General features: G+C 34.3%; 22 protein-coding genes. 15 read left to right on the top strand and 7 right to left on the bottom strand.

What is annotated here, in order from left to right; all coding sequences use genetic code 11:
- Positions 1-12: 12 nt before the first annotated feature.
- The 4 genes from ACKI4K_RS00590 (at position 13) to ACKI4K_RS00605 (ending at position 2,589) form a co-directional block, all read left to right on the top strand.
- Entirely contained in the window at positions 13-387 is a 375-nt protein-coding gene (locus tag ACKI4K_RS00590) for a 30S ribosomal protein S8e (RefSeq protein WP_407421277.1), read from the top strand.
- A gap of 105 nt (positions 388-492) precedes the next feature.
- A complete protein-coding gene (gene hypE / locus ACKI4K_RS00595) occupies positions 493-1,512 on the top strand; it encodes a hydrogenase expression/formation protein HypE (RefSeq protein ID WP_407421235.1) in 1,020 nt (339 codons plus the stop codon).
- Positions 1,513-1,521: 9 nt separating this feature from the next.
- Positions 1,522-1,923: an RDD family protein gene (locus ACKI4K_RS00600; protein WP_407421237.1), complete on the top strand. Its 402-nt coding sequence runs from the start codon at positions 1,522-1,524 to the stop codon at positions 1,921-1,923.
- A gap of 27 nt (positions 1,924-1,950) precedes the next feature.
- Positions 1,951-2,589, top strand: a complete 639-nt coding sequence (locus tag ACKI4K_RS00605; protein ID WP_407421239.1) for a hypothetical protein — start codon at positions 1,951-1,953, stop codon at positions 2,587-2,589.
- Here ACKI4K_RS00605 and cas4 read toward each other — a convergent pair whose 3' ends face one another.
- Positions 2,590-3,279, bottom strand: coding sequence for a CRISPR-associated protein Cas4 (gene cas4 / locus ACKI4K_RS00610; RefSeq protein ID WP_407421241.1), 690 nt, complete (start codon positions 3,277-3,279; stop codon positions 2,590-2,592). It abuts the gene before it with no gap.
- 86 nt (positions 3,280-3,365) lie between these two features.
- On the opposite strand from cas4, the gene ACKI4K_RS00615 reads away from it, so the two are divergent.
- Both ACKI4K_RS00615 and ACKI4K_RS00620 read left to right on the top strand, forming a co-directional pair.
- On the top strand, positions 3,366-4,226 hold the full coding sequence (locus ACKI4K_RS00615; RefSeq protein WP_407421243.1) for an SPL family radical SAM protein: 861 nt from the start codon (positions 3,366-3,368) through the stop codon (positions 4,224-4,226).
- 24 nt (positions 4,227-4,250) lie between these two features.
- Entirely contained in the window at positions 4,251-5,534 is a 1,284-nt protein-coding gene (locus ACKI4K_RS00620; RefSeq protein WP_407421245.1) for a DEAD/DEAH box helicase, read from the top strand.
- On the opposite strand, the gene ACKI4K_RS00625 is transcribed toward ACKI4K_RS00620, so the two are convergent.
- From ACKI4K_RS00625 to ACKI4K_RS00640, 4 genes are read right to left on the bottom strand one after another with little or no spacing between them, the layout of a single operon-like run.
- Complete coding sequence (locus ACKI4K_RS00625) at positions 5,535-6,338, bottom strand: winged helix-turn-helix transcriptional regulator (RefSeq protein WP_407421247.1); 804 nt, start codon at positions 6,336-6,338, stop codon at positions 5,535-5,537. It abuts the gene before it with no gap.
- A gap of 60 nt (positions 6,339-6,398) precedes the next feature.
- The gene (gene recJ / locus ACKI4K_RS00630; protein WP_407421249.1) at positions 6,399-7,805 is read right to left on the bottom strand and encodes a single-stranded-DNA-specific exonuclease RecJ; all 1,407 of its coding nucleotides are present in this window, start codon (positions 7,803-7,805) and stop codon (positions 6,399-6,401) included.
- Positions 7,806-7,810: 5 nt separating this feature from the next.
- On the bottom strand, positions 7,811-8,080 hold the full coding sequence (locus ACKI4K_RS00635; protein WP_407421251.1) for a signal recognition particle subunit SRP19/SEC65 family protein: 270 nt from the start codon (positions 8,078-8,080) through the stop codon (positions 7,811-7,813).
- 1 nt (position 8,081) lies between these two features.
- Positions 8,082-8,849 (bottom strand): uroporphyrinogen-III synthase, encoded by a 768-nt coding sequence (locus ACKI4K_RS00640; protein ID WP_407421253.1) that lies wholly within the window; start codon positions 8,847-8,849, stop codon positions 8,082-8,084.
- 163 nt (positions 8,850-9,012) lie between these two features.
- Between ACKI4K_RS00640 and ACKI4K_RS00645 the strand changes: the two genes are divergently transcribed.
- Together ACKI4K_RS00645 and ACKI4K_RS00650 are read left to right on the top strand one after the other, a co-directional pair.
- Complete coding sequence (locus ACKI4K_RS00645; RefSeq protein ID WP_407421255.1) at positions 9,013-9,474, top strand: flavodoxin; 462 nt, start codon at positions 9,013-9,015, stop codon at positions 9,472-9,474.
- A 5-nt stretch (positions 9,475-9,479) separates the two neighbouring features.
- Entirely contained in the window at positions 9,480-9,995 is a 516-nt protein-coding gene (locus ACKI4K_RS00650; protein ID WP_407421257.1) for a flavodoxin family protein, read from the top strand.
- A gap of 175 nt (positions 9,996-10,170) precedes the next feature.
- On the opposite strand, the gene ACKI4K_RS00655 is transcribed toward ACKI4K_RS00650, so the two are convergent.
- Positions 10,171-11,691 carry a hypothetical protein gene (locus ACKI4K_RS00655; protein WP_407421259.1) on the bottom strand — a complete coding sequence of 507 codons (1,521 nt, stop codon included), beginning with the start codon at positions 11,689-11,691 and terminating at the stop codon, positions 10,171-10,173.
- 166 nt (positions 11,692-11,857) lie between these two features.
- Positions 11,858-13,288 carry a flippase gene (locus tag ACKI4K_RS00660; RefSeq protein WP_407421261.1) on the bottom strand — a complete coding sequence of 477 codons (1,431 nt, stop codon included), beginning with the start codon at positions 13,286-13,288 and terminating at the stop codon, positions 11,858-11,860.
- 158 nt (positions 13,289-13,446) lie between these two features.
- Between ACKI4K_RS00660 and neuB the strand changes: the two genes are divergently transcribed.
- From neuB to ACKI4K_RS00695, 7 genes are all read left to right on the top strand, one after another.
- Positions 13,447-14,469: an N-acetylneuraminate synthase gene (gene neuB, locus ACKI4K_RS00665; RefSeq protein ID WP_407421263.1), complete on the top strand. Its 1,023-nt coding sequence runs from the start codon at positions 13,447-13,449 to the stop codon at positions 14,467-14,469.
- 2 nt (positions 14,470-14,471) lie between these two features.
- Entirely contained in the window at positions 14,472-15,596 is a 1,125-nt protein-coding gene (gene neuC / locus ACKI4K_RS00670; protein WP_407421265.1) for a UDP-N-acetylglucosamine 2-epimerase, read from the top strand.
- Between the two features lie 4 nt (positions 15,597-15,600).
- Positions 15,601-16,605 carry a Gfo/Idh/MocA family protein gene (locus ACKI4K_RS00675; RefSeq protein ID WP_407421267.1) on the top strand — a complete coding sequence of 335 codons (1,005 nt, stop codon included), beginning with the start codon at positions 15,601-15,603 and terminating at the stop codon, positions 16,603-16,605.
- A gap of 1 nt (position 16,606) precedes the next feature.
- Positions 16,607-17,536, top strand: a complete 930-nt coding sequence (locus tag ACKI4K_RS00680) for a Gfo/Idh/MocA family protein (protein WP_407421269.1) — start codon at positions 16,607-16,609, stop codon at positions 17,534-17,536.
- The gene (locus tag ACKI4K_RS00685) at positions 17,533-18,273 is read left to right on the top strand and encodes a cytidylyltransferase domain-containing protein (protein ID WP_407421271.1); all 741 of its coding nucleotides are present in this window, start codon (positions 17,533-17,535) and stop codon (positions 18,271-18,273) included. The genes ACKI4K_RS00680 and ACKI4K_RS00685 overlap by 4 nt, the downstream gene beginning before the upstream one ends.
- A gap of 9 nt (positions 18,274-18,282) precedes the next feature.
- Positions 18,283-18,681 (top strand): acyltransferase, encoded by a 399-nt coding sequence (locus tag ACKI4K_RS00690; RefSeq protein WP_407421273.1) that lies wholly within the window; start codon positions 18,283-18,285, stop codon positions 18,679-18,681.
- Between the two features lie 9 nt (positions 18,682-18,690).
- The coding region (locus ACKI4K_RS00695) for an acyltransferase (RefSeq protein ID WP_407421275.1) at positions 18,691-19,538 on the top strand (848 nt) is incomplete at its 3' end.

The following is a 19,538-nucleotide window of genomic DNA, read 5'->3' on the forward strand; positions in this document are numbered from 1 at the left end:
TTAGGTGAAATAATGGCAATTTCTCAAGGAAAATCAACAAGGAGTCCTTCCGGTGCAAGAAATGTTGCACACCGTGGAAAAAGAAAAGCTGAATTAGGAAGGGACGCAGCAGAAACTAGATTAGATGAAAAAAAATTAAGAAAAATTAGAACCCGTGGTGGAAACGAAAAACTCAGATTAGCTACCGGTAACAAGATCAACGTAACCGATGCTAACGGTAAAACTCAAGTGGTCGACATCTTAAACGTTGTTGAAAACACTGCAAACCCTAACTACGTAAGAAGGAACATCATTACCAAAGGTGCTATTGTAGAAACCCCTGAAGGTAATGCAAAAGTAACATCCAGACCTGGTCAGGATGGTGTTATTAACGGAATTTTAATTTAAAGATACTTCTTTAAATTCTCTTTTTTTTCAAATTTTTTTAACTAAAATTATATACTTGTTCTGATATATATTATCTCATTGATAGTTTATTTTATAGGAGATAATATGTCAGATGATAAAGTTAATATGAATCATGGTGCCGGTGGAGAGGTAATGGCTAATTTAATTGCCAGTACTGTTTTAGATAATATCACAAAGAAGAGCGTAAATGGTGGTATTAGTTTAGATGCCTTGGATGATGGTGCATCTATTCCATTAGGGGACTATGAAATAGTTTTTACAACTGATGGTCATACTATTGATCCATTATTCTTCCCAGGTGGAGATATTGGTAGAATTTCCGCTGCAGGAACCATAAATGATGTTTCTGTAATGGGTGCACGTCCGCTGGCTATTTCCAATGCAATCATCATGCAGGAAGGCTTTCCTATTGAAGATTTGGATAAAATAATAAAATCCTTGAATTCAACATGTGAAGAAGTTGACGTTGCAGTGATTACTGGAGATACCAAAGTAATGCCTCAAGACAAGCTTGTTGGAATTGTAATGGTAACTACCGGTATTGGAATAGCTAAAAAGGGTGAAGTCGTTCGTGATTCCGGTCTTGAAGTGGGTGATAAAATTATCGTCACCGGCAGTTTGGGGGATCATGGAATGAGTTTAATGTCTTTCAGGGAAGGTTTCGGTTTCGAGACTGATTTGAAATCTGATGTCGCTCCTATGTGGAATATTATTAATAGAGCTTTGGAAATCGGTGGAGTAACAGCAATGAAGGACCCTACCCGCGGAGGTTTTGCAAATGCAATTAATGAAATGGCATCTAAAGCGGGTGTTGGTGTTGTACTTGAACAGGAAGCGATTCCAATTAAGGAAGAGGTTCATGCTGTTTCTGAAATGTTAGGCATTGATCCATTTGAAGTAGCTAATGAGGGAAAGGTTGTTATGGGTGTTAAGGCCGATAAGGCTGAAGAAATCCTTGAAGCAATTAAAAGTGAAAAATATGGTGAAAATGCAGCAATAATTGGTGAAGTTGTTGAAGGAGATTATGTAATTGTCAACACTCCAATTGGTGGTGAAAGAATTTTGGAAGCCCCAATTGCAGATCCAGTTCCAAGAGTATGTTGAGGTGGTAAAATGGTAAGTGTATTTACAAGAAGAGTTATCGCATATGTTCTTGATTTCTTTGTTGTATCTGCTTTCATGTGGATTGTATCATATTTATGTTATTTGGTATTCAATCCCGTTAATGTTTATGGTGTTTATCAATATTTCCCTATTGTAATTCCAATATTGATTATGGTTTACTTTGTTTATTGTGAAAGAGTGCATGGCGCTACTGTTGGTAAAGCGTTGATGTATTTGCAGGTCAGATCAAGAAATGGTGCTTATATAACTTTTGCACAGGCAGTTGTGCGTAATTTAAGTAAAATTTTCTGGGTTCCAATAATATTTGATTGGGCTTTTGGTAGAATTTTAGGTCAGGATAGGATGTTGGCATATTTTACTAAAACAATTGTTGTTGACGAGCTTAGATAAGCTCCACTATCTTATTTTTTGGATACTATGATTAAAAAAGTTCAGGTTTTATGGTATTTAAACAAAGAGGACTTGGAAAACTATTGCATTGATTTTAAAGAGTACAAGTCTCATAAACTTGAAGGTTATGAAATCTGTGATGTTGATGAGGATTTGATTTATGATTTGTGCGATGTCGATTCGGATAGATTAGAACCTATCGGTTACTTTAAAAACAAAAAAGAGCTTGAAAATTATGTATCTGATTTTGTTGCCAATGCGGAATTTGAATTAAGCCTGGATTCTCCTGAACTTAAATCCAAAATCACTAATGCCATCGAATCAATTGAGTTTTCAGATGAGGATTATTATATTTCAATAGGTTCAGGCATTGGTAAAGGGGACAATAAAATAGCTAGTTGGTTTGAGGCTCTTAAGAAAGAATATAAAATAGCAACCCGTGAAAATCTGTGGGTTTTGGCTGTAACTGGCTATGACCCTTATGATTTATCTTTAACGGGTAAGACATTGTCATTTATTTTAGCGGATATTTTAAACTTGAATGAATCATCACTTGATAATCTAATTCCAAACAAAGGGCGCATTACGCCTGAAGAATGGAATGGGATATTGGATGATGTCTATAAGAGAAATAAAATATACCTGGGTTTGAATAGGGTTGTTTAACTATTTTTTGTAATGTTCGCAATAACGTTTGTATCTGCAGGACCTGCATTTGTTTGGATTTTTAGTGGGTATGAATGGTTTTTTTCCATCTAAAAGGCCATGCATCCTTTCAATTGTGAATTTGATTTCTTTTTCTATTTCGGGAGTGAATACTTCAATCCAAAAGAGATTGTCTGTCCCACGTTCTCTTAAAGCAGCTTTGATTGTTCTGGTTTCATCAGTCATATTTTTATATGCAAGACAATATGCTCTTACCTGGTTCATTGTGGATTGGTATGGTGTGCGGCCCGGTTTATCATCTATTATTACAATTTCCGTTGGTTTCATCCATATCTCATCAATGTATCCTCGGATTCCATATTCTGGAGCAACTACAAAGCATTCTCTTGACATGGATGCGGTTTCTTTTGATGCCTCTACGGCTTCTTCGAATGTTGCCGGTGTTGCATCCTGTTTAAAAATGGTTTCAAGTTGGTTGTGTATGGCGCTTCCATGGGTCATTTCGGGTGTGGGGACTGTTTCTATACCTTTCATGTACTCGATATATATCTGGTATTCACAATATCCTTGTTGGTTGAGCCAACTAATGGGGAAATTGTTTTTCCCTTCAATAATTTGAATGCCTTTTATTGAAGGGTGTTCTTTAATGTCATATTCCTTTTCAAATTCAGTAATGTTTTTTTGTTGCATATTTTTACTTTTATTTTTCAAGCAATGTAATACTTTTCATTTGCTCTTGGTGTTTTTTTATATATTAATTTGGATAAAGTAATTTTATGCATTATGTAAAATCAAAAAGCATTCTGTCTCAAAAGAATGGAATGAATCTTTATAGGGGCTGTTCTCACGGATGCATTTATTGTGATTCTAGAAGTAAAATCTATGGGATGGAACATAAATTTGAGGATATTGAAGTAAAGGAAAATTCCTTGGATTTGCTTAAAAAAGAACTTAAAAAAAGGCCAAAGGCTATGATCGGGACAGGGTCAATGACCGATCCGTATATCCCACTTGAAAAAAATTTAAAATATGTTAGAAAATCTTTGGAATTGGTTTATGATTACGGATTTGGTTTTACATGCATTACAAAGTCTGATTTGATTTTAAGGGATTTGGACCTGCTCAAAAAGATTAATGAAAGGTCAAAAGCTGTTGTGCAAATGACTTTAACAACTGCTGATGAGGAGTTGTGCCGTATTTTGGAACCGAATGTCTGTACAACAGAAAGACGTGTTGAAGTACTTAAAACTTTAGATGAGGCGGGCATTCCCACAGTGGTGTGGCTATGTCCAATATTGCCATATATTAATGATACTGAGGATAATGTTAACTCTATTTTAGATTATTGTATCGAAAGCAATGTGAAGGGAATATTCTGCCATGAAATGGGGTTAACTTTAAGGAAAGGCAATCGCGAGTATTTTTATTCAAAACTTGATGAACATTTTCCTGGCCTTAAAGACCGATACATCAGGCAATTCGGTAATTCTTATTCAATTCCAAGTCCTAATAATAAAGGATTAATGAAAATATTTAAAAGAAGAACAAAAGAGAACGGCATTTTAAACAATTTCAATGAAATCTTTGAGTATCTGCATGATTTTCCTCAAAAATCCTACCAAACTAAATTAATTTAAATATCTGTTTTTCAATATATTCATATGATGAATTTTGAGGATTTTAATATTTCAGCCAATATTTTAAAAGCCATTGGGGATATGGGATTTAAAAAGCCAACGCCAATTCAAAAAATGGCAATTCCCATGGCGTTAAAATCATTAGATATCACTGCTCAGGCACAGACCGGGAGCGGAAAAACCCTTGCTTTTGCAGTTCCTATTTTGGAAAATATTTTCATCCCTGACAAATCACCACAGGCAATTGTCTTATGTCCAACAAGGGAATTATGCGTCCAGGTGGCAGATGAGATTGCAAAAACAGGTAAATACATTAAAAAACTTAAGGTTTTGGCTGTTTATGGTGGCCAGCCTATTGGAAAACAGATAAGGGTTCTTAAGAAAGGTGTCCATATAGTTGTTGGAACTCCAGGACGTGTAATTGACCATATTGAGAGAGATAATTTGGATTTAACTGGTGTGGAGTATGTTGTGTTGGATGAAGCTGATGAAATGCTGGATATGGGCTTCCGGGAGGACATTGAATTTATTCTTAAAAACGCAACTTTTAAAAGGCAGACTTTACTTTTCTCAGCAACAATGCCTGAGGAAATTAAAAAAATAGCTAAAAACTATCAAAATAATCCTAAATTTATTAAAATCAAAAATAAAAGCGAAAATATTCCGAAAATTACACAATACTCTTTTAAAACCAATCCGAAACATAAGTTTGATGATTTGTGCAAGCTGATTGAAGCCTATGATATAAAATCTGCATTGGTATTCTGCAACACCAAAAGGGGTGTTGATTTTGTTTTTAAAAATTTAAAGAAGATGGATTATTCTTCGGAGGCACTTCATGGGGATATGGCGCAAAAGACAAGGGACAAGGTAATGAACAAGTTTAGAAATGGCAATATTGCCTATTTGGTTGCAACGGATGTCGCTTCCAGAGGATTGGATATTTCAAATTTGGATTTTATTGTTAACTATGATGTTCCGCAGAACAGTGATGATTACATTCATCGTATAGGAAGAACTGCAAGAGCCGGAAAAAGCGGTTTTGCATTCACATTGGTCAGTCCCCAAGACGAATATTCATTTGGAAATATTAAAAGCAGGAATAAAACAGTGATTGTTGAAAGGAATATTCCGAGTGAAGCTGAAATTGAAAATATTAAAAACAAAAAAATCTTGACTAAGGTAAAACAATCTATAAACGAAGAGGATTTTGATAAATACCTAAAAATAATTAAGGATAATTCCACAGAAGACATGACCGTTGAGGAAATAGCTGCGGGACTATTGAAAATGATGAGAGAAAATTAGTTATTTTCCGCCATCAATAATATTGAATTTAATTTTTTCATTTTCAAGCTCACGGATGAATGCTTTGCTCATGTCTCCAACACAAATTGCAATAACATTTAATCCTTTGCGGGCGGCATTTGCAGTTGCTTGGGGTGCGGCAAATTCAATATCAATTGGAATGTCCAGATTCATTGCAACGGCACGTGCGACGGTACCTGCAACAGCAACCTTATCTATTTTAGCACCGCTATTGGTTCCGTTTTCAAAAATTGTTTTAATCAATTCTAGGTCACAGGCCCTTGAACCGCCGTCTTTGATGGTTGGAACATTGATGACAGTAACTTCACCAACACTCATATCAATAATGCCTGTGAGATTAGTTAGAGACACGTCAGTGTTTGCTTCAGCATCTTCTAGGACAAGACCTGTTGCATTTTCCTCTTTCTTATGAGCAAATAAGACTCCATCTTCCATATAAAGCCCAACAATATCATCTTTTTTCAAGTCTTCTTTTGCAATTGCCGGCCAAATGGTTTTATAATGGTTCATGGTTTCTAAAACGGAATCAGTATATTTTCTCAAGCTTATCGCATCCCTTTTCACTTTATCAATACCAGCTTGAGTAATTTTATAAGGTGACCTGCCATCTTTGGAGGTGATATAACCCTGTTCAATTAAAGTTTTTATGTTTTCAGAAACCGCCTGAATGGTGATTCCTAAACTTTTAGCCAAATCTTTTTGTTTGAGATGAGGGTCCTGTTTTGAAATTTCACTTAAAATTTGAAAATGTGTAAGCGCCCCTCTCTTTTTGAAAGTTTTCATTTAATTCATTCCCCTAAAATATTAAATTAATATTTATTTTTTTATTTTATAATATATAAATTAGTTTGAAATCTTTCCGTTTAATTTCTGATTAAACAGATTTATAAATTCATCTTTTTTTTCAATCGGTATGTAGGCACCGCAGGCCATTGCATGTCCGCCGCCGGTTCCTCCAACTTTTGAGGATATGTCACGCATAATGTTTCCAAAATGGATTCCATCATATGAAAGCAATCTGGAGCATCTAAGTGAAATCTTAAGGCCATGTTCGTCAGTTTGTGTAAATCCTATGATTGGCTTTTTCCAATTGCAGTATCCCAATATCATTCCGGTTACGGTTCCAACAATTTCCGGTTTGATTCCGGTACCGTCAAAGTACTGCAGGTTTTCCAGTTCGATAATGTTTGTATCATCACTTTCAGCAATCTGGGATATTGAAGTTGCCAGATTGTACCTGTGGGTTTTGCTGATGGATTCAAGTTCATCCAGTGCTTCAATTCTATCTCCCTTTAAAACTTCCATGGCTACTTTTTCTTCATGGTTCCTTCCGCATGCATTCATGGCTGTTGAAAATTCGGATCCATCTCTTAGGAAACTGTCTTCATCTTCGTTAAGGAATGTGTAGGCATCGCCAATAATCAGTTGTGGAATATATTTAACATATCTTCCGGGAACGGCTTTTGATATCATTTCAACAAGCTTCTGGTATAATCTTGTTTTCTCTTCCATTGTCAGTTCATTGAGTTTTTTCCGGTTATGTTTTTCATCAATTCCAAGTTCTTCTAAGATGGCCATAGTTTCAGTAGTATTATTGGTAATCGGGAGTTTAACATCACTAAAATAAGAAAGTGCAACAAATAGTGGTCTTGTATTTCGTCCGTAAATGTTAATGTCATTTTCATCTAGCTTGAGATAGCCTTCATCGATTGCATCCTGTTGGATTATTTTATTTAAACCTTCAAAGTGCCCTGATTTGGTATTTTGCATGTCTCCAATTGCTGAGAGAACTCCAATCCAACTTAAATCAGTATATCCAAACTCTTTTGCAAGAAAATAGCATAATCCTCCTCCGCAAACATAGTATGACCCATCGATTCCGTGATGTATTGGATTGATTTCCAGATAGGTATAATTTTTATCATCCCTATAATCCAAATCCCTTAACGGGGGGTGGTGGTCCAGGATTATAATTTTTTGTGAGTCTTTTGCTTTTGTGTCGATTCGCTGACCTGAGCCCAGATCTGAAAATATTGTAAGTTCATGGTCAAGGTCGATATCATCTAAGACATCCAAATTAACAAATTCGATGTCATGGTTTTTATTTTGTCTGTCAAGGATGGTTGATAATATTGCGCCGGAACAGATGCCGTCACAGTCGATATGGGAATATACTTTGATATCCTCTGATTCTTCGATTATCTTTCTTGCTTCACGGTACTGTTCGGCCATTAGTTGTGGTATTTCCATAGTAATCATTTTCTGAATTCTTTTATTTTCAAGCTGATTTCACGGATAAGCTCCAATTTGGTACTTCCCCATTCAACTAAAACTCTTCCGGATTTTTCATACCATTTTCCAGGGTATGAAAACTCTTTTTGCACTTCATATTGTAAGCCAAGTCTTTTTAAGGCCTTTTCAATGTCGTTAATGCTTGGGTCTGAAACGGCGTCCTTTTTTGAGATTTTACGCCCTTCAGAAAGACTTAAATTTTTATTTAAATATTGCGGCCAAATTGTAATCATTTTAACACCTTTCTTCTAATGTTTTGAATAGTAATTCCATCATGTCTGGAACTGTGTAAGTATCTGGGTAAATGTGGTTCACTTCGTATTTGTCCAAAACCTTTGCGGTAATAGGGCCGATTGAAACGGTTAACAGGTTATCGTTTAAAAGTTCAGCTATTTTTTGCTTGTCTTCAGCTATTGTAAAGAAATTTTCAACTGTCAGCGGACTTGTAAAGGTTATTGCATCAATTTCATGATTTTTGATTTTTTCGATGAGTTCTTTCACTGCCTTTTCATCCATTGGGAATAATGATTTGTAGGCTTCAGCCAAAATCACAGTATTTCCAAGTTTTTCAAGCTCTTCGGGTAAAACGGGCCTTGCAGATGCAGTTCTCGGAATTCCTATGGTTTGATCTGTAACATTATTTTTTTTAAACTCTTCAATGAGGCCTTCTGCAGTGAAATCATCAGGCATCAAATCAACACTCAAGCCTTGCTTTTCAACCAATTTTCCGGTCTTGTTGCCGATAACGGCTATTTTGCAGGTTAATTCATTTAAGAAATTCGGGTAGAACTTGTTTAGGGAAACGATTGTTGTTGGGGATGTGAAAACAATCCAATCAAGCTGGTCCTTGTTTGCAACCAAATCCTTAAGGGATTGTGTATTCACCGGCTTCAAATCAAGAGTCGGTGCCAAAACAGCTTTCCCTCCTAATTTTTCTACAATCTCACAGGCCTTTTTTGCCCTGTCCTTTGGCCTTGTTATTGCAACAACGGGTTTTGACATTATATTTACCTCATCAATTATACTAGTTTATGTTTTGTTTTTATTTGTATATATTATTTTTTTAAGTTGATGAGATGTTAAAATTAAGTTTAGTTTATTATGATTGTTGCGACTATAAACAGTTTTATATAGGATAATGTTCTATTTTAAAGTAGGTGATAAAATGAGTAATGTTTTAGTCGCATATTTCTCTGCAAGCGGAGTTACAAAAGGCGTAGCAGAAAAAATAGCCAGTGAAAATGGTTATGATATTTTTGAGATTGTTCCGGAGGAAATCTATACTCCTGAGGACTTGGACTGGACAAACAAGGAATCAAGGTCTACAATTGAAATGAATGATAAGTCATTCAGGCCACCCATTAAAGAAACAATAGATGCAAGTGAATATGATACTGTCGTTATTGGTTTTCCGGTATGGTGGTATACTGCACCTACAATAATCAACACATTCATAGAAAGTGTTGATTTAAGTGGAAAAACAATTAAGGCTTTTTGCACATCAGGGGGATCTGGAATTGACAAATGCGTAAATGATTTAAAAGCCACATATCCTGAACTTAATTTTGCAAAGGGCATGAGGTTCATGGCTGATACCACAAAATCGAAAGATTGGATTGAGGAGTAGATAGCATGTCAAAAAAGGTTATTGTTATAAGTTCATCTCCAAGAATTGGCGGAAACTCAGACACTTTATGTGATGAATTTGTAAGGGGAGCTATTGATGCGGATAATGTCGCTGTAAAATACAATCTGGAAGAAATCAGATTCCATTCCTGTAAGGCATGCATGAAATGCAAAACCCCAGAAATGAAATGTTTCCAGGAGGACGGTCTTGATGAAGTCCTTGACAAGATGATGGAAGCGGACGTGATTGTATATGCAACTCCAATCTATTATTATTCCATGTGCGGAACCCTAAAAAGATTCTTTGACAGATGCTATCCGATATTCAACCATCTTGAGAACAAGGATTATTATATCATTACTTCTGCCGGTTCTTCAAATGGAAATGCATTGACTGGAATTAGGGACTTCATTGGCTTTTCTAAAAACCCAACTGAAAAAGCGGTATTTACTGTTATTGGAGATGCAAAATCTCAGCCAGATTTGCTGAAAGAGGTATATGAAGCAGGATTTGGCTGCTGATACTTTTTTCTTATTTTTTTATAACCATTTTTTTTTTAGATAATCTATATATTGTGTTAGTTTGCGATAATGAACGGGAAAAATTAGTAAAATGGCTAGTTTTGATAGTGGTTTTGATAAAGTAGACAATATTGTAAGGACATTCTAAAAAAAATTAGGAAAGAATTAATCTTTCCTAACCCTTAAAAGGATTTGAGCTGTCGTATTTTTGGCCATTGACGGTTAATGAATATGATCCATAGTCAATTTTACCGGAAGAGGTTAATGATGAAACAGTGCTGTCACCAGTCAATGTCCAGGTTGAACCGTCACCTACATCCACGGTAGTGTTTCCGGTTGAGTTGATTGCACCTTTAAACTCTGTATTTTTCATAACCCATTTGAGTGAACTTATTGAATCAACAATAACGTTTCCATCTATCTCTTCGTGATCCGTGTTTAATTCAGCCTGTCCGCCATTGGAACCTGTGTTGCCCCATTGGTTTTGACCTGCGATTTCCAAGAAGACTCCGCTTCCAAAGATTAACTCAGTATTTTTCAAATCAATAACACAGGCGGTGTTTGTTACATGAAACATTGGAGCGTCTTTATACACTGATGAATTGGAGGATATTAACAGTTTTGAGCTATCCGCACTGAACAGTGATGTTCCAACATCAGCATCTCCGCTCATGCTCTGATAGATGAATATTCCACCAAGGTCAACATAAGAGTCACCATCTTTTCTGTTGCCTTCTGCATAACCGCTTAGGTCACAGTTTGAAAGTTCGATTGAGTTTTTACCTTCAATACAGGCTATCTGAGATACATAGGATGTGCCTTTGGTATTTTCTAAAGTGATGTTTCCTGTTGAATATATTAAAGGTGAACCTCTACCGGAGGTTTTGCTTACGCCGGTGTTGATTTCTGAGTTTTTAACATGAACCTGTCCTTCTCCACGGTCAGTTGCAAGGGCAGCACAGCTTTGGCCATCTGTATTGATGATGACATTTGCCGCATTGATTATGCCGTTGTATGTTGCATCAAGTCCTCTTGATTTGTCTGAGTGGGTGGTGATTTTCACGTTTTTGATGTCGGCTTTGGTTGTGCCTGAAACGGTGGTTTCGCCAGGCCCTCCGCCATTGCCATTAGGAGCCTGCCCTCCATCGCCAGAACCTTGGGCTTCTGGGGGTTGGCTTCCGCCTTGTGAATCTCCACCATTGCCTGTTGCTTCTGGTGGTTGTCCTCCAGCACCTTCTTGTTGGACTTCTTCACCGCCTTGTGAAGAGCTGTTGCTTGAGGTTTCGGCATTGGTTACAAAAATTCCGTTTGATCCTTTGGAATTGGTATTGATTTCAACGTTTGAAATGTCCAAAGTTCCATTTGTATTTACTAGAATGGCTGAGTTGACGCCATAGAAGTCAGCGTCATCTCCTGAAGTTTGTGTGTCGCCGGTTTTGTTTAAAATGGAATGGGCTAATTTTAGTGCTCCTCCGTTTTTAATCAAAATGGTATTTGTGTCTGCGCTATTGGTGTGATAGTATCCGTTGTTTTCGTCTAAACTTTTTGCATCGACAACAAGGTTGTCTCTGTCTTCCAGTGCATTTGCATCAACGCTCACAGAACCGGTGTTCGATGAGGTGTTTGTAAGCACAAATGCAATTGCACATAGCATTACTAGGATTGCTATTAGAGCAATTATTACTTTTTTGTTCATAATAGTAATAACTTGAATATTGTATTTAAGTATTTTTAATCGGTTATTGAATGGAGTTGTTCCATATCAATTTATTGTAAAATTCAATGAATGTGGCATTGTTGATATGTTCATCACAAAGCAGGATTTTACAAGTATTATTCAATTCTTTTATATGTAAAATCGGCTAATTTTTGCCTAATATTTCTTTTATTATGTATCTGTCATCATCGTCAAAGAATCTTATTAGATACATAACGGCCAGATAAATGATGATTCCAACTGGAATCGCCACCCACATGTTTAGGTTTAAGAGGTACAGTGAGATTCCCAAGACTGCAGATCCACCTATTATTTTTAAAACGTCTATGTATAATTTTTTGTTTGGTCTGTGGCCTAGTTTATAAATCACATAAGCTTGTATAATTACGATTAAAGCATCACTTAATACTGTAGTTATTGCCGCACCATTGTATGACAAATATGGAATCATGATGAAGTTTAAAACAATATTGAATACGGCCACTATAGCATAGATTTTTGTAACTGTAGTCTCTTTGTGTGATGCATTAAGCAAAGTGTTACACGCTCCACTAATGAATAGGAAGCATACGGTCCAAATTAAAATGCATAACGGCTCTGATGCGGCTTCGTATTGTTGCCCATAAATCAAATGAACAATGTCAGTTGAGTAAACTACTGTTGCAAATGCTAATGGGATGATAATAAGCATCAGGTATTTAATGGACTTTTCGAAACTTATTAAAAGCAGGGATTCATCATCTTTAAAGAATCTGCTCATAACGGGGAAAATAACTGCTGTATAAACGGAATAGAATAGTGTTAAAACTGAAATTAATTTATATGTTGCATTATAAATCCCGGTTGCATAATTTCCAGCCAAATTAGTGAGCATGACCATATCGATTGAGTAGTAGATATTGTATAGGAAACTGGTGATTGCAAATGGGATTGATAGTAATATGATCGCTTTGCAAAATTGTGTATCTAATTCATATTTTGGTTTTGCAATGTGTTTGTTTAAGGCATAAAATTCATAAATCAAAGCTATGAGATTTGCCAGAATATATGAGAATGCTATGCCAATGAGGTCTAAATCAGTATATATTGTGATTAGGATAAATATAAGCAATAAAAGTGTTGAAATCGTATTTCCGATTCCCTGATATTTTCCTTCTTCAAATGCTTGAAAAGATCCATTTAAGGTACCGATAAATGATTTCATAATCATTTCTATTGTAAACAGTAATGTAACGGTTAAAACAAGTTCATCTGCTCCCATTATAATTAGTATGATTAAAGATAAGAGGATATTCCCGACTGACAATATGCTTTTCAATGGGAGTGCATTACCAAGATATTTTGGAGCAGAATCATAGTCTGTAGCAATATGTCTTACAATGTGGGTACTAATTCCCAAATCTATGGTAATTGCTAAAATTCCAGTAAATGATGTGGCGAATCCAAAAATACCATTTTTAGTAACTCCCAAGTATCTGGCCATTAGGATGGTCCAGATAAAACCACAGACACTAGTTATTATCTGTGAAATTAGTAGCCAACTCATATTTTTGAATATTGTTTGTACCTGACTCATGTAATCATCTTTTTGATTAAAATTATAATTCTGCTAGTATATTATATATAACATTTTTCAATATTAAATTTAATATATTCTTAATCTTATCTTTTGCATAATCTTAATATAATATTTTAAATAAACTTTAAAATATAAAACTATAAGGTTTTTTTGATATGTCTTTCGATATAAATTTTAAAAATTCAACTTTTATTATTGCCGAAATTGGTGTGAATCATAATGGAAGTGTTGAGCTTGCTCGGAAAATGATTGAATCGGCTAGCGATTGTGGTGTTGATGCGGTAAAATTTCAAACATTTACTAGTGAAGATTTAGTGACCAAACAAGCAAAAACAGCGAAATATCAGGAAGAGAACACCAATGAAGATTCTCAATTTGAAATGTTAAAAAAATTGGAATTGTCATTTGATGATTTTTATGAATTGAAGAAGTATGCGGAAGATTGTGGTGTTGTATTCCTATCGTCTCCTTTTGATATTAAAAGTGTTGATTTATTGGAAGAATTGGATGTAAGTCTTTATAAGTTAGGGTCTGGTGAATTAACTAATTTCGAATTAATTGATTATGTTTCAAAAACAGATAAGCCTTTAATAATATCTACTGGCATGGCATCTTTAGACGAGATTAAAGAAACTTATGACCATATTAAGAATAAAGATAATTTAGTTATATTGCATTGTATTACAGGTTATCCTACGGCGTTTGAAGAGGCAAATCTTAATTTCATTAAAACTTTGCAAAGGGAGTTTGATGCTCCAATCGGATTTTCAGATCATTCTTTGGGTATTGAACTGCCAATTGCTGCAGTTGCATTAGGTGCTTGTGTTGTTGAAAAACATTTCACATTGGATAAAACTCTTGAAGGCCCGGACCATAAGACATCTTTAGACCCGGATGAATTTAAAGCGATGGTCAGTGCCATACGGAATGTTGAGGTTGCAATGGGCGATGGTATTCGCAAATTCTCAGAAAATGAAAGAGAAATAAAGAAAGTTGCTAGGAAAAGCATTATTTTAAATAATGATATTAAGAGGGGCACAGTCATTGAAAAAGAAATGTTATCAATCAAAAGACCTGGAACAGGTATTGCTCCTAAGTTTGTTGTTGATGTGATTGGTAAAACAGTGACTAAGGATTTAAAATCTGGTCATGTTTTAAAATGGAATGATTTGGAATAATTATGTCAAAAAAGGTATTATATATTACTGGAACAAGAGCAGATTATGGATTGATGCATAATGCTCTTGAATTATTAAATGATGATGAAAATATTCAGTTAGATGTCGTTGTAACTGGCATGCACTTAATGGATGAATTTGGATTTTCATTAGAAGAAATTAAAAAGGATGAATTCAGATTGCATGTAATTAATCAAACTTTTTTAAAGGATGATGAAGAGTCCATGTCCAGTTTCATTGGCAATTTAATTGTTGATTTGACAAAGTTGATGTCTCAATTAAAACCCGATGTCGTATTATTGTTGGGGGATCGGGGTGAGATGCTTGCAGGCGCTATTGTGGCATCTTATCTGCAAATTCCTATTGCCCATATCCATGGAGGGGATGTTTCTTCAACTGTTGATGATTCTACTCGCCATGCAATAACAAAATTAGCAAATATTCACTTTGCAGCAACTGAAAAGAGCGCATCAAGAATAAGACAGATGGGTGAAAATCCAGATGATGTTTTTGTAGTTGGCGCACCGGGTCTCGATTCAATTATGATAACTAAAGACAGCATTGATGAAAATTACCTAAAACAAAAGTATAACATCACAAAAGATTTTGTTTTAGTTTTACAACACCCCGTAAGTTTGGAAGTTGATAAATCAGCATTTCAGATAACACAAACTTTAGATGCAGTCAAATCAACAGATTATCAGGTCATATTGGTTTATCCGAATGCTGATGCTGGAGGAAGGGCAATGATTGATAAGATTAATGAATATGATGTTGATGCATATAAAAACATTCCTCATGATGATTTCATTGGTTTATTGGGTATGGCCCATGCATTGATTGGAAATTCAAGTAGTGGAATAATCGAATCCTCATCATTCAAATTGCCAGTCATTAACATTGGAACAAGACAGTCAGGACGTGAAAAGGCGGAGAATGTTGTTGATGTCGATTATGATTCAAGAGAAATAGTGAATGCTTTAAGTTATATTAAAACAGACGAATATCTGAATTTATTAAAAAATTGCGTTAATCCTTATGGTGATGGAAAAGCCGGTGAAAGAATCTGTAAAATACTAAAAGAAATTGAAATTGATTTGGATAAGAAATTTTTTGAGTTCGAGTGATTATATGAATGTAGGTGTAATTGGATTAGGATCTATGGGAAAAAGGAGAATTAGATTAATCAAAGATAATTTTCCTAAAGTCAATGTTGTGGGCATTGACAATAGTGAAGAGAGATGTGAAGAAGTAAAATCATTATTCGATATCAAGGTTTACTCAGATTCAAATGATTTTTTCAATGAAAACGGTTTTGATGCAGTATTTATTTCAACTCCCCCATTAACCCATTCAAAATTAATAAATCAAGCTTTAAATTCTAATTTGAATGTTTTTACAGAAATTAACTTAGTTAGTGACGGTTATGATGAAAACATTGAATTAGCTAATGGGACTGAAAAAATCTTATTTTTATCCTCCACCCAACTTTATAGAAAGGAAATTGAGTATATTAATTCAAATGTTACACAATCAGATAAAATAACCAATTATATTTATCATATCGGCAATTATTTGCCGGATTGGCATCCTTGGGAAAGCTATAAGAATTTTTTTGTAGGGAATAAGAAAACAAATGGCTGTAGGGAAATTTTGGCCATTGAGCTTCCGTGGATTGTTGAGGTATTCGGTGATATTTCCAAAATTCATGTGACAAAAAATAAAATCACCGATTTGGAAATTGATTATCCTGACAGTTTTTTTATCACATTGACTCATAAAAACGGCGCTAATGGAGTGTTGATTGTTGATTTGGCTTCAAGAAATGCTGTACGTAATTTGGAAATAATTAATGAGGACATATATCTATCATGGGATGGCACCCCTCAAGGTTTCAAGGAATTCGACTTTGATTCAGGTGAAATGAAGGAGTTAAATTTATATGATGAAATTTCCAAGGAAAAGGATTATAATCAGACCATTGTTGAGAATGCATACTTGGAAGAAATTAAAAACTTTTTCAATGTTTTGAATTCATCTGAAAAACCATTGCATTCATTTGAAAAAGATAAATATGTATTGGATATTATTGATGTTATTGAAGCAATCGATGATTCAGAAGTTTACGAGGTTTAATATGGATAATTTAAAGATTTGCTTTGTTGGAATTGGCTCTATAGCAAAAAGGCATATTTCAAATATTAAAAATAATTTGGATTTCAATTGTCAGATTGATGCGTATAGAAGTAGTGATAAGCCATTAAGTGATGATATTTCGCAGTATATTACTAATGAATATCATTCATTTGAAGATGTTCCTGGAGGATATGATGCGATATTCATAACTAATCCTACAAGATTCCATTATGAAACCCTTAGATTATTTAAAGATAACTCAGATAATTTTTTCATAGAAAAGCCAATTGTTGATTTTAAAGATATAAACAGTAATTTCGATGAATTCAAATCAAAAACTTGTTATGTGGCATGCCCATTAAGGCACGGTAACGTAATAAAATATATTAAGGAAAACATTGATTTAAGTGATGTGAATTCGGTTAGGTCAATTTGCTCTACTTATTTGCCCGAATGGCATCCCGGCGAAGATTATAGGGCTTCTTATAGTGCCAAAAAGGAATTGGGTGGTGGAGTCAGCATTGACCTGATTCATGAATGGGATTACTTGACTTACTTATTCGGCATTCCTAGTGAAGTTCATAGTATTTTGGATAATGTTTCTAATTTGGAAATAGACACCGAGGACATAGCAATTTACATTGCCAAATATGAAGATATGCTTTTGGAATTGCATTTGGATTATTTTGGAAGATTTCCAATTAGGGAATTAATGATTTTTAAGGAAGATGAGACAATCATTGGAGATATTTATAATAATAAGATAATATTTAAAGATTCGGATAAGATAATAGATTTTGATGAAGTGAGAAATGATTATCAAATTGAAGAGTTGAAATACTTTTTTGATTTAATTAGAGGTAATGCTGATAATATTAATGATATTGATAATGCATTGAGCGTTATGAGATTGACTGGAGGAGAATTATGAAGTTATTATTTACAATTTGCGGAAGGGCAGGATCTAAAGGAATAAAAGATAAAAATGTTAAGAATTTTTTGGATAAACCTTTAGCGTTATATACTTTATCTGTCATTGATTTGTATTTGAAAAAATCTGCTTATGATGCGGATATTGTTATTAACACCGATAGTGAAAAGTTAATTGAGATTTTTAACAATAGTTCATTGCGTCCAGTTGATATAATCGAAAGAACTCCGGATTTGGCTGGGGATGACATAGCTAAAGTGGATGTTATTCAAAATTGTCTTGAAATTATGGAAGAAAAGAATGGAAGCTATGATTTAATAGTTGATTTGGATATCACATCCCCATTAAGAACAGTAAAAGATTTGGATGGAATGATTGAAAATAAATTAAACTCGGATTATGATTTAATATTCTCAGTAACTGACTCTCGTAGAAACCCTTATTTCAATATGGTGATGGAAACTGAACACGGTTATGACAGAGTAATCAAATCTGATTTTAATACTCGCCAGGAGGCTCCGGTAATCTATGACATGAACGCTTCAATTTATGTTTATTCAAGGGAATTTCTGCAAAGAAAAGTAGGATTGTTTGATGGAAAATGCGGCATTCATAAAATGTTTGACACTGGAGTATTGGATTTGGACCATGAAAATGACATGTTTTTAATGGAAGTCATTGCAAAATATCTTTTTGAAAATAATGAAGAGTTTGGTGAAGTTTATAATAATATTTAAGGTGGGAAAATGAGTGAAGATAGGTTTGATGGATGGAAAGCTCCAGAGATAAAAGAATGTGAATTAACAAAATACAATTGGCTGGTTCAGAATAAGGATAATTTGGAATTAGGTTATAAAACAGATATCGGCGCATTTACCTATATTAATGCTAAGAATCATGTTGTCATTGAAGATTATGTTCAAATCGGGTCTCACTGTTCAATTTATTCAATTTCAACAATTGATGATAAGGAAGGGGAAGTGATTCTGAAAGAAAACTGTAGAATCGGAACCCATTCTGTTGTAATGCCTGGTGTTACAGTTGGCAAAAATTCGATAATTGGAGCATTTAGCTTTGTAACTGAGGATATTCCGGACAATGTTGTAGCATTTGGGGTTCCTGCCAAGGTTCATAAAAAAATTTAAGGTGAGGTTTTGGAAAAGACTAAACGTATACAGTATATTAGTTTGGCAAGTGTTTTATCAGCTATTGCAGTGGTATTTTTACATTCTAATGTTGCTGTTTCATATTTTTCGAATTCATCTCGTTGGTTTTTTGCAAATATAATTCATTCAACGTTCATTTTTGCAGTCCCCATTTTCTTCATGATTTCCGGTGCGATGTTATTGGACTTTCGTGAAAAATATGATTTAAAAACATATTTTTTAAAACGGATTAATAAAACATTAATTCCGTATTTAGTTTGGAGTATTCTGGGCTTAATTATCCAGATTTATTTGCTGAAAACAATTCTAATTTCGGATGTTAATTTTGACTTTTTGATTAATGGTTTGACTAAGGGAACATTAGTTCCTGTTTATTGGTTTTTTATTCCGTTATTCGTATTGTATTTGGTTCTTCCACTTTTCACATTCATTAAAGATAACACAAAGATGTTAGTTTTATGCATTTTTGCCTTATTTGTTTTGAACTATTTTTATATAGAACAGGTATTTCCTAATTGGATCATCGATACTTTTGATTATGCTTATGGGGGATATATTGCATTCGCATTAACCGGATATTTAATTCATAAAAATGAGGTGCCTAAGAAAATAAGGCTGTTAATTTATATCATGGCACTGTTAGGATTTTTAACAAATCTATTTGGAACATATTACATGTCCTTATCTATAGGAGGATATTATGGAAATTTTAGAAAATATACAAATATTATTTGCATTTTATATTCTGTTGGTTTATTTGTTTTCATTAAGTATAATACGCATAGAATATTGGAATTTAATTTTATTAAACGATTAGTTTCATTTTTAGATTCTTA

Source organism: Methanobrevibacter sp., from assembly GCF_045644645.1.
Taxonomy (GTDB): Archaea; Methanobacteriota; Methanobacteria; order Methanobacteriales; family Methanobacteriaceae; genus Methanocatella.

Bases quoted from the DNA above. Each gene is read 5' to 3' on its own strand.
- ACKI4K_RS00590 (WP_407421277.1), top strand. From the start codon at position 13: ATGGCAATTTCTCAAGGAAAATCAACAAGGAGTCCTTCCGGTGCAAGA.
- hypE (WP_407421235.1), top strand. From the start codon at position 493: ATGTCAGATGATAAAGTTAATATGAATCATGGTGCCGGTGGAGAGGTA.
- ACKI4K_RS00600 (WP_407421237.1), top strand. From the start codon at position 1,522: ATGGTAAGTGTATTTACAAGAAGAGTTATCGCATATGTTCTTGATTTC.
- ACKI4K_RS00605 (WP_407421239.1), top strand. From the start codon at position 1,951: ATGATTAAAAAAGTTCAGGTTTTATGGTATTTAAACAAAGAGGACTTG.
- cas4 (WP_407421241.1), bottom strand. From the start codon at position 3,279: ATGCAACAAAAAAACATTACTGAATTTGAAAAGGAATATGACATTAAA.
- ACKI4K_RS00615 (WP_407421243.1), top strand. From the start codon at position 3,366: ATGCATTATGTAAAATCAAAAAGCATTCTGTCTCAAAAGAATGGAATG.
- ACKI4K_RS00620 (WP_407421245.1), top strand. From the start codon at position 4,251: ATGATGAATTTTGAGGATTTTAATATTTCAGCCAATATTTTAAAAGCC.
- ACKI4K_RS00625 (WP_407421247.1), bottom strand. From the start codon at position 6,338: ATGAAAACTTTCAAAAAGAGAGGGGCGCTTACACATTTTCAAATTTTA.
- recJ (WP_407421249.1), bottom strand. From the start codon at position 7,805: ATGGAAATACCACAACTAATGGCCGAACAGTACCGTGAAGCAAGAAAG.
- ACKI4K_RS00635 (WP_407421251.1), bottom strand. From the start codon at position 8,080: ATGATTACAATTTGGCCGCAATATTTAAATAAAAATTTAAGTCTTTCT.
- ACKI4K_RS00640 (WP_407421253.1), bottom strand. From the start codon at position 8,849: ATGTCAAAACCCGTTGTTGCAATAACAAGGCCAAAGGACAGGGCAAAA.
- ACKI4K_RS00645 (WP_407421255.1), top strand. From the start codon at position 9,013: ATGAGTAATGTTTTAGTCGCATATTTCTCTGCAAGCGGAGTTACAAAA.
- ACKI4K_RS00650 (WP_407421257.1), top strand. From the start codon at position 9,480: ATGTCAAAAAAGGTTATTGTTATAAGTTCATCTCCAAGAATTGGCGGA.
- ACKI4K_RS00655 (WP_407421259.1), bottom strand. From the start codon at position 11,691: ATGAACAAAAAAGTAATAATTGCTCTAATAGCAATCCTAGTAATGCTA.
- ACKI4K_RS00660 (WP_407421261.1), bottom strand. From the start codon at position 13,288: ATGAGTCAGGTACAAACAATATTCAAAAATATGAGTTGGCTACTAATT.
- neuB (WP_407421263.1), top strand. From the start codon at position 13,447: ATGTCTTTCGATATAAATTTTAAAAATTCAACTTTTATTATTGCCGAA.
- neuC (WP_407421265.1), top strand. From the start codon at position 14,472: ATGTCAAAAAAGGTATTATATATTACTGGAACAAGAGCAGATTATGGA.
- ACKI4K_RS00675 (WP_407421267.1), top strand. From the start codon at position 15,601: ATGAATGTAGGTGTAATTGGATTAGGATCTATGGGAAAAAGGAGAATT.
- ACKI4K_RS00680 (WP_407421269.1), top strand. From the start codon at position 16,607: ATGGATAATTTAAAGATTTGCTTTGTTGGAATTGGCTCTATAGCAAAA.
- ACKI4K_RS00685 (WP_407421271.1), top strand. From the start codon at position 17,533: ATGAAGTTATTATTTACAATTTGCGGAAGGGCAGGATCTAAAGGAATA.
- ACKI4K_RS00690 (WP_407421273.1), top strand. From the start codon at position 18,283: ATGAGTGAAGATAGGTTTGATGGATGGAAAGCTCCAGAGATAAAAGAA.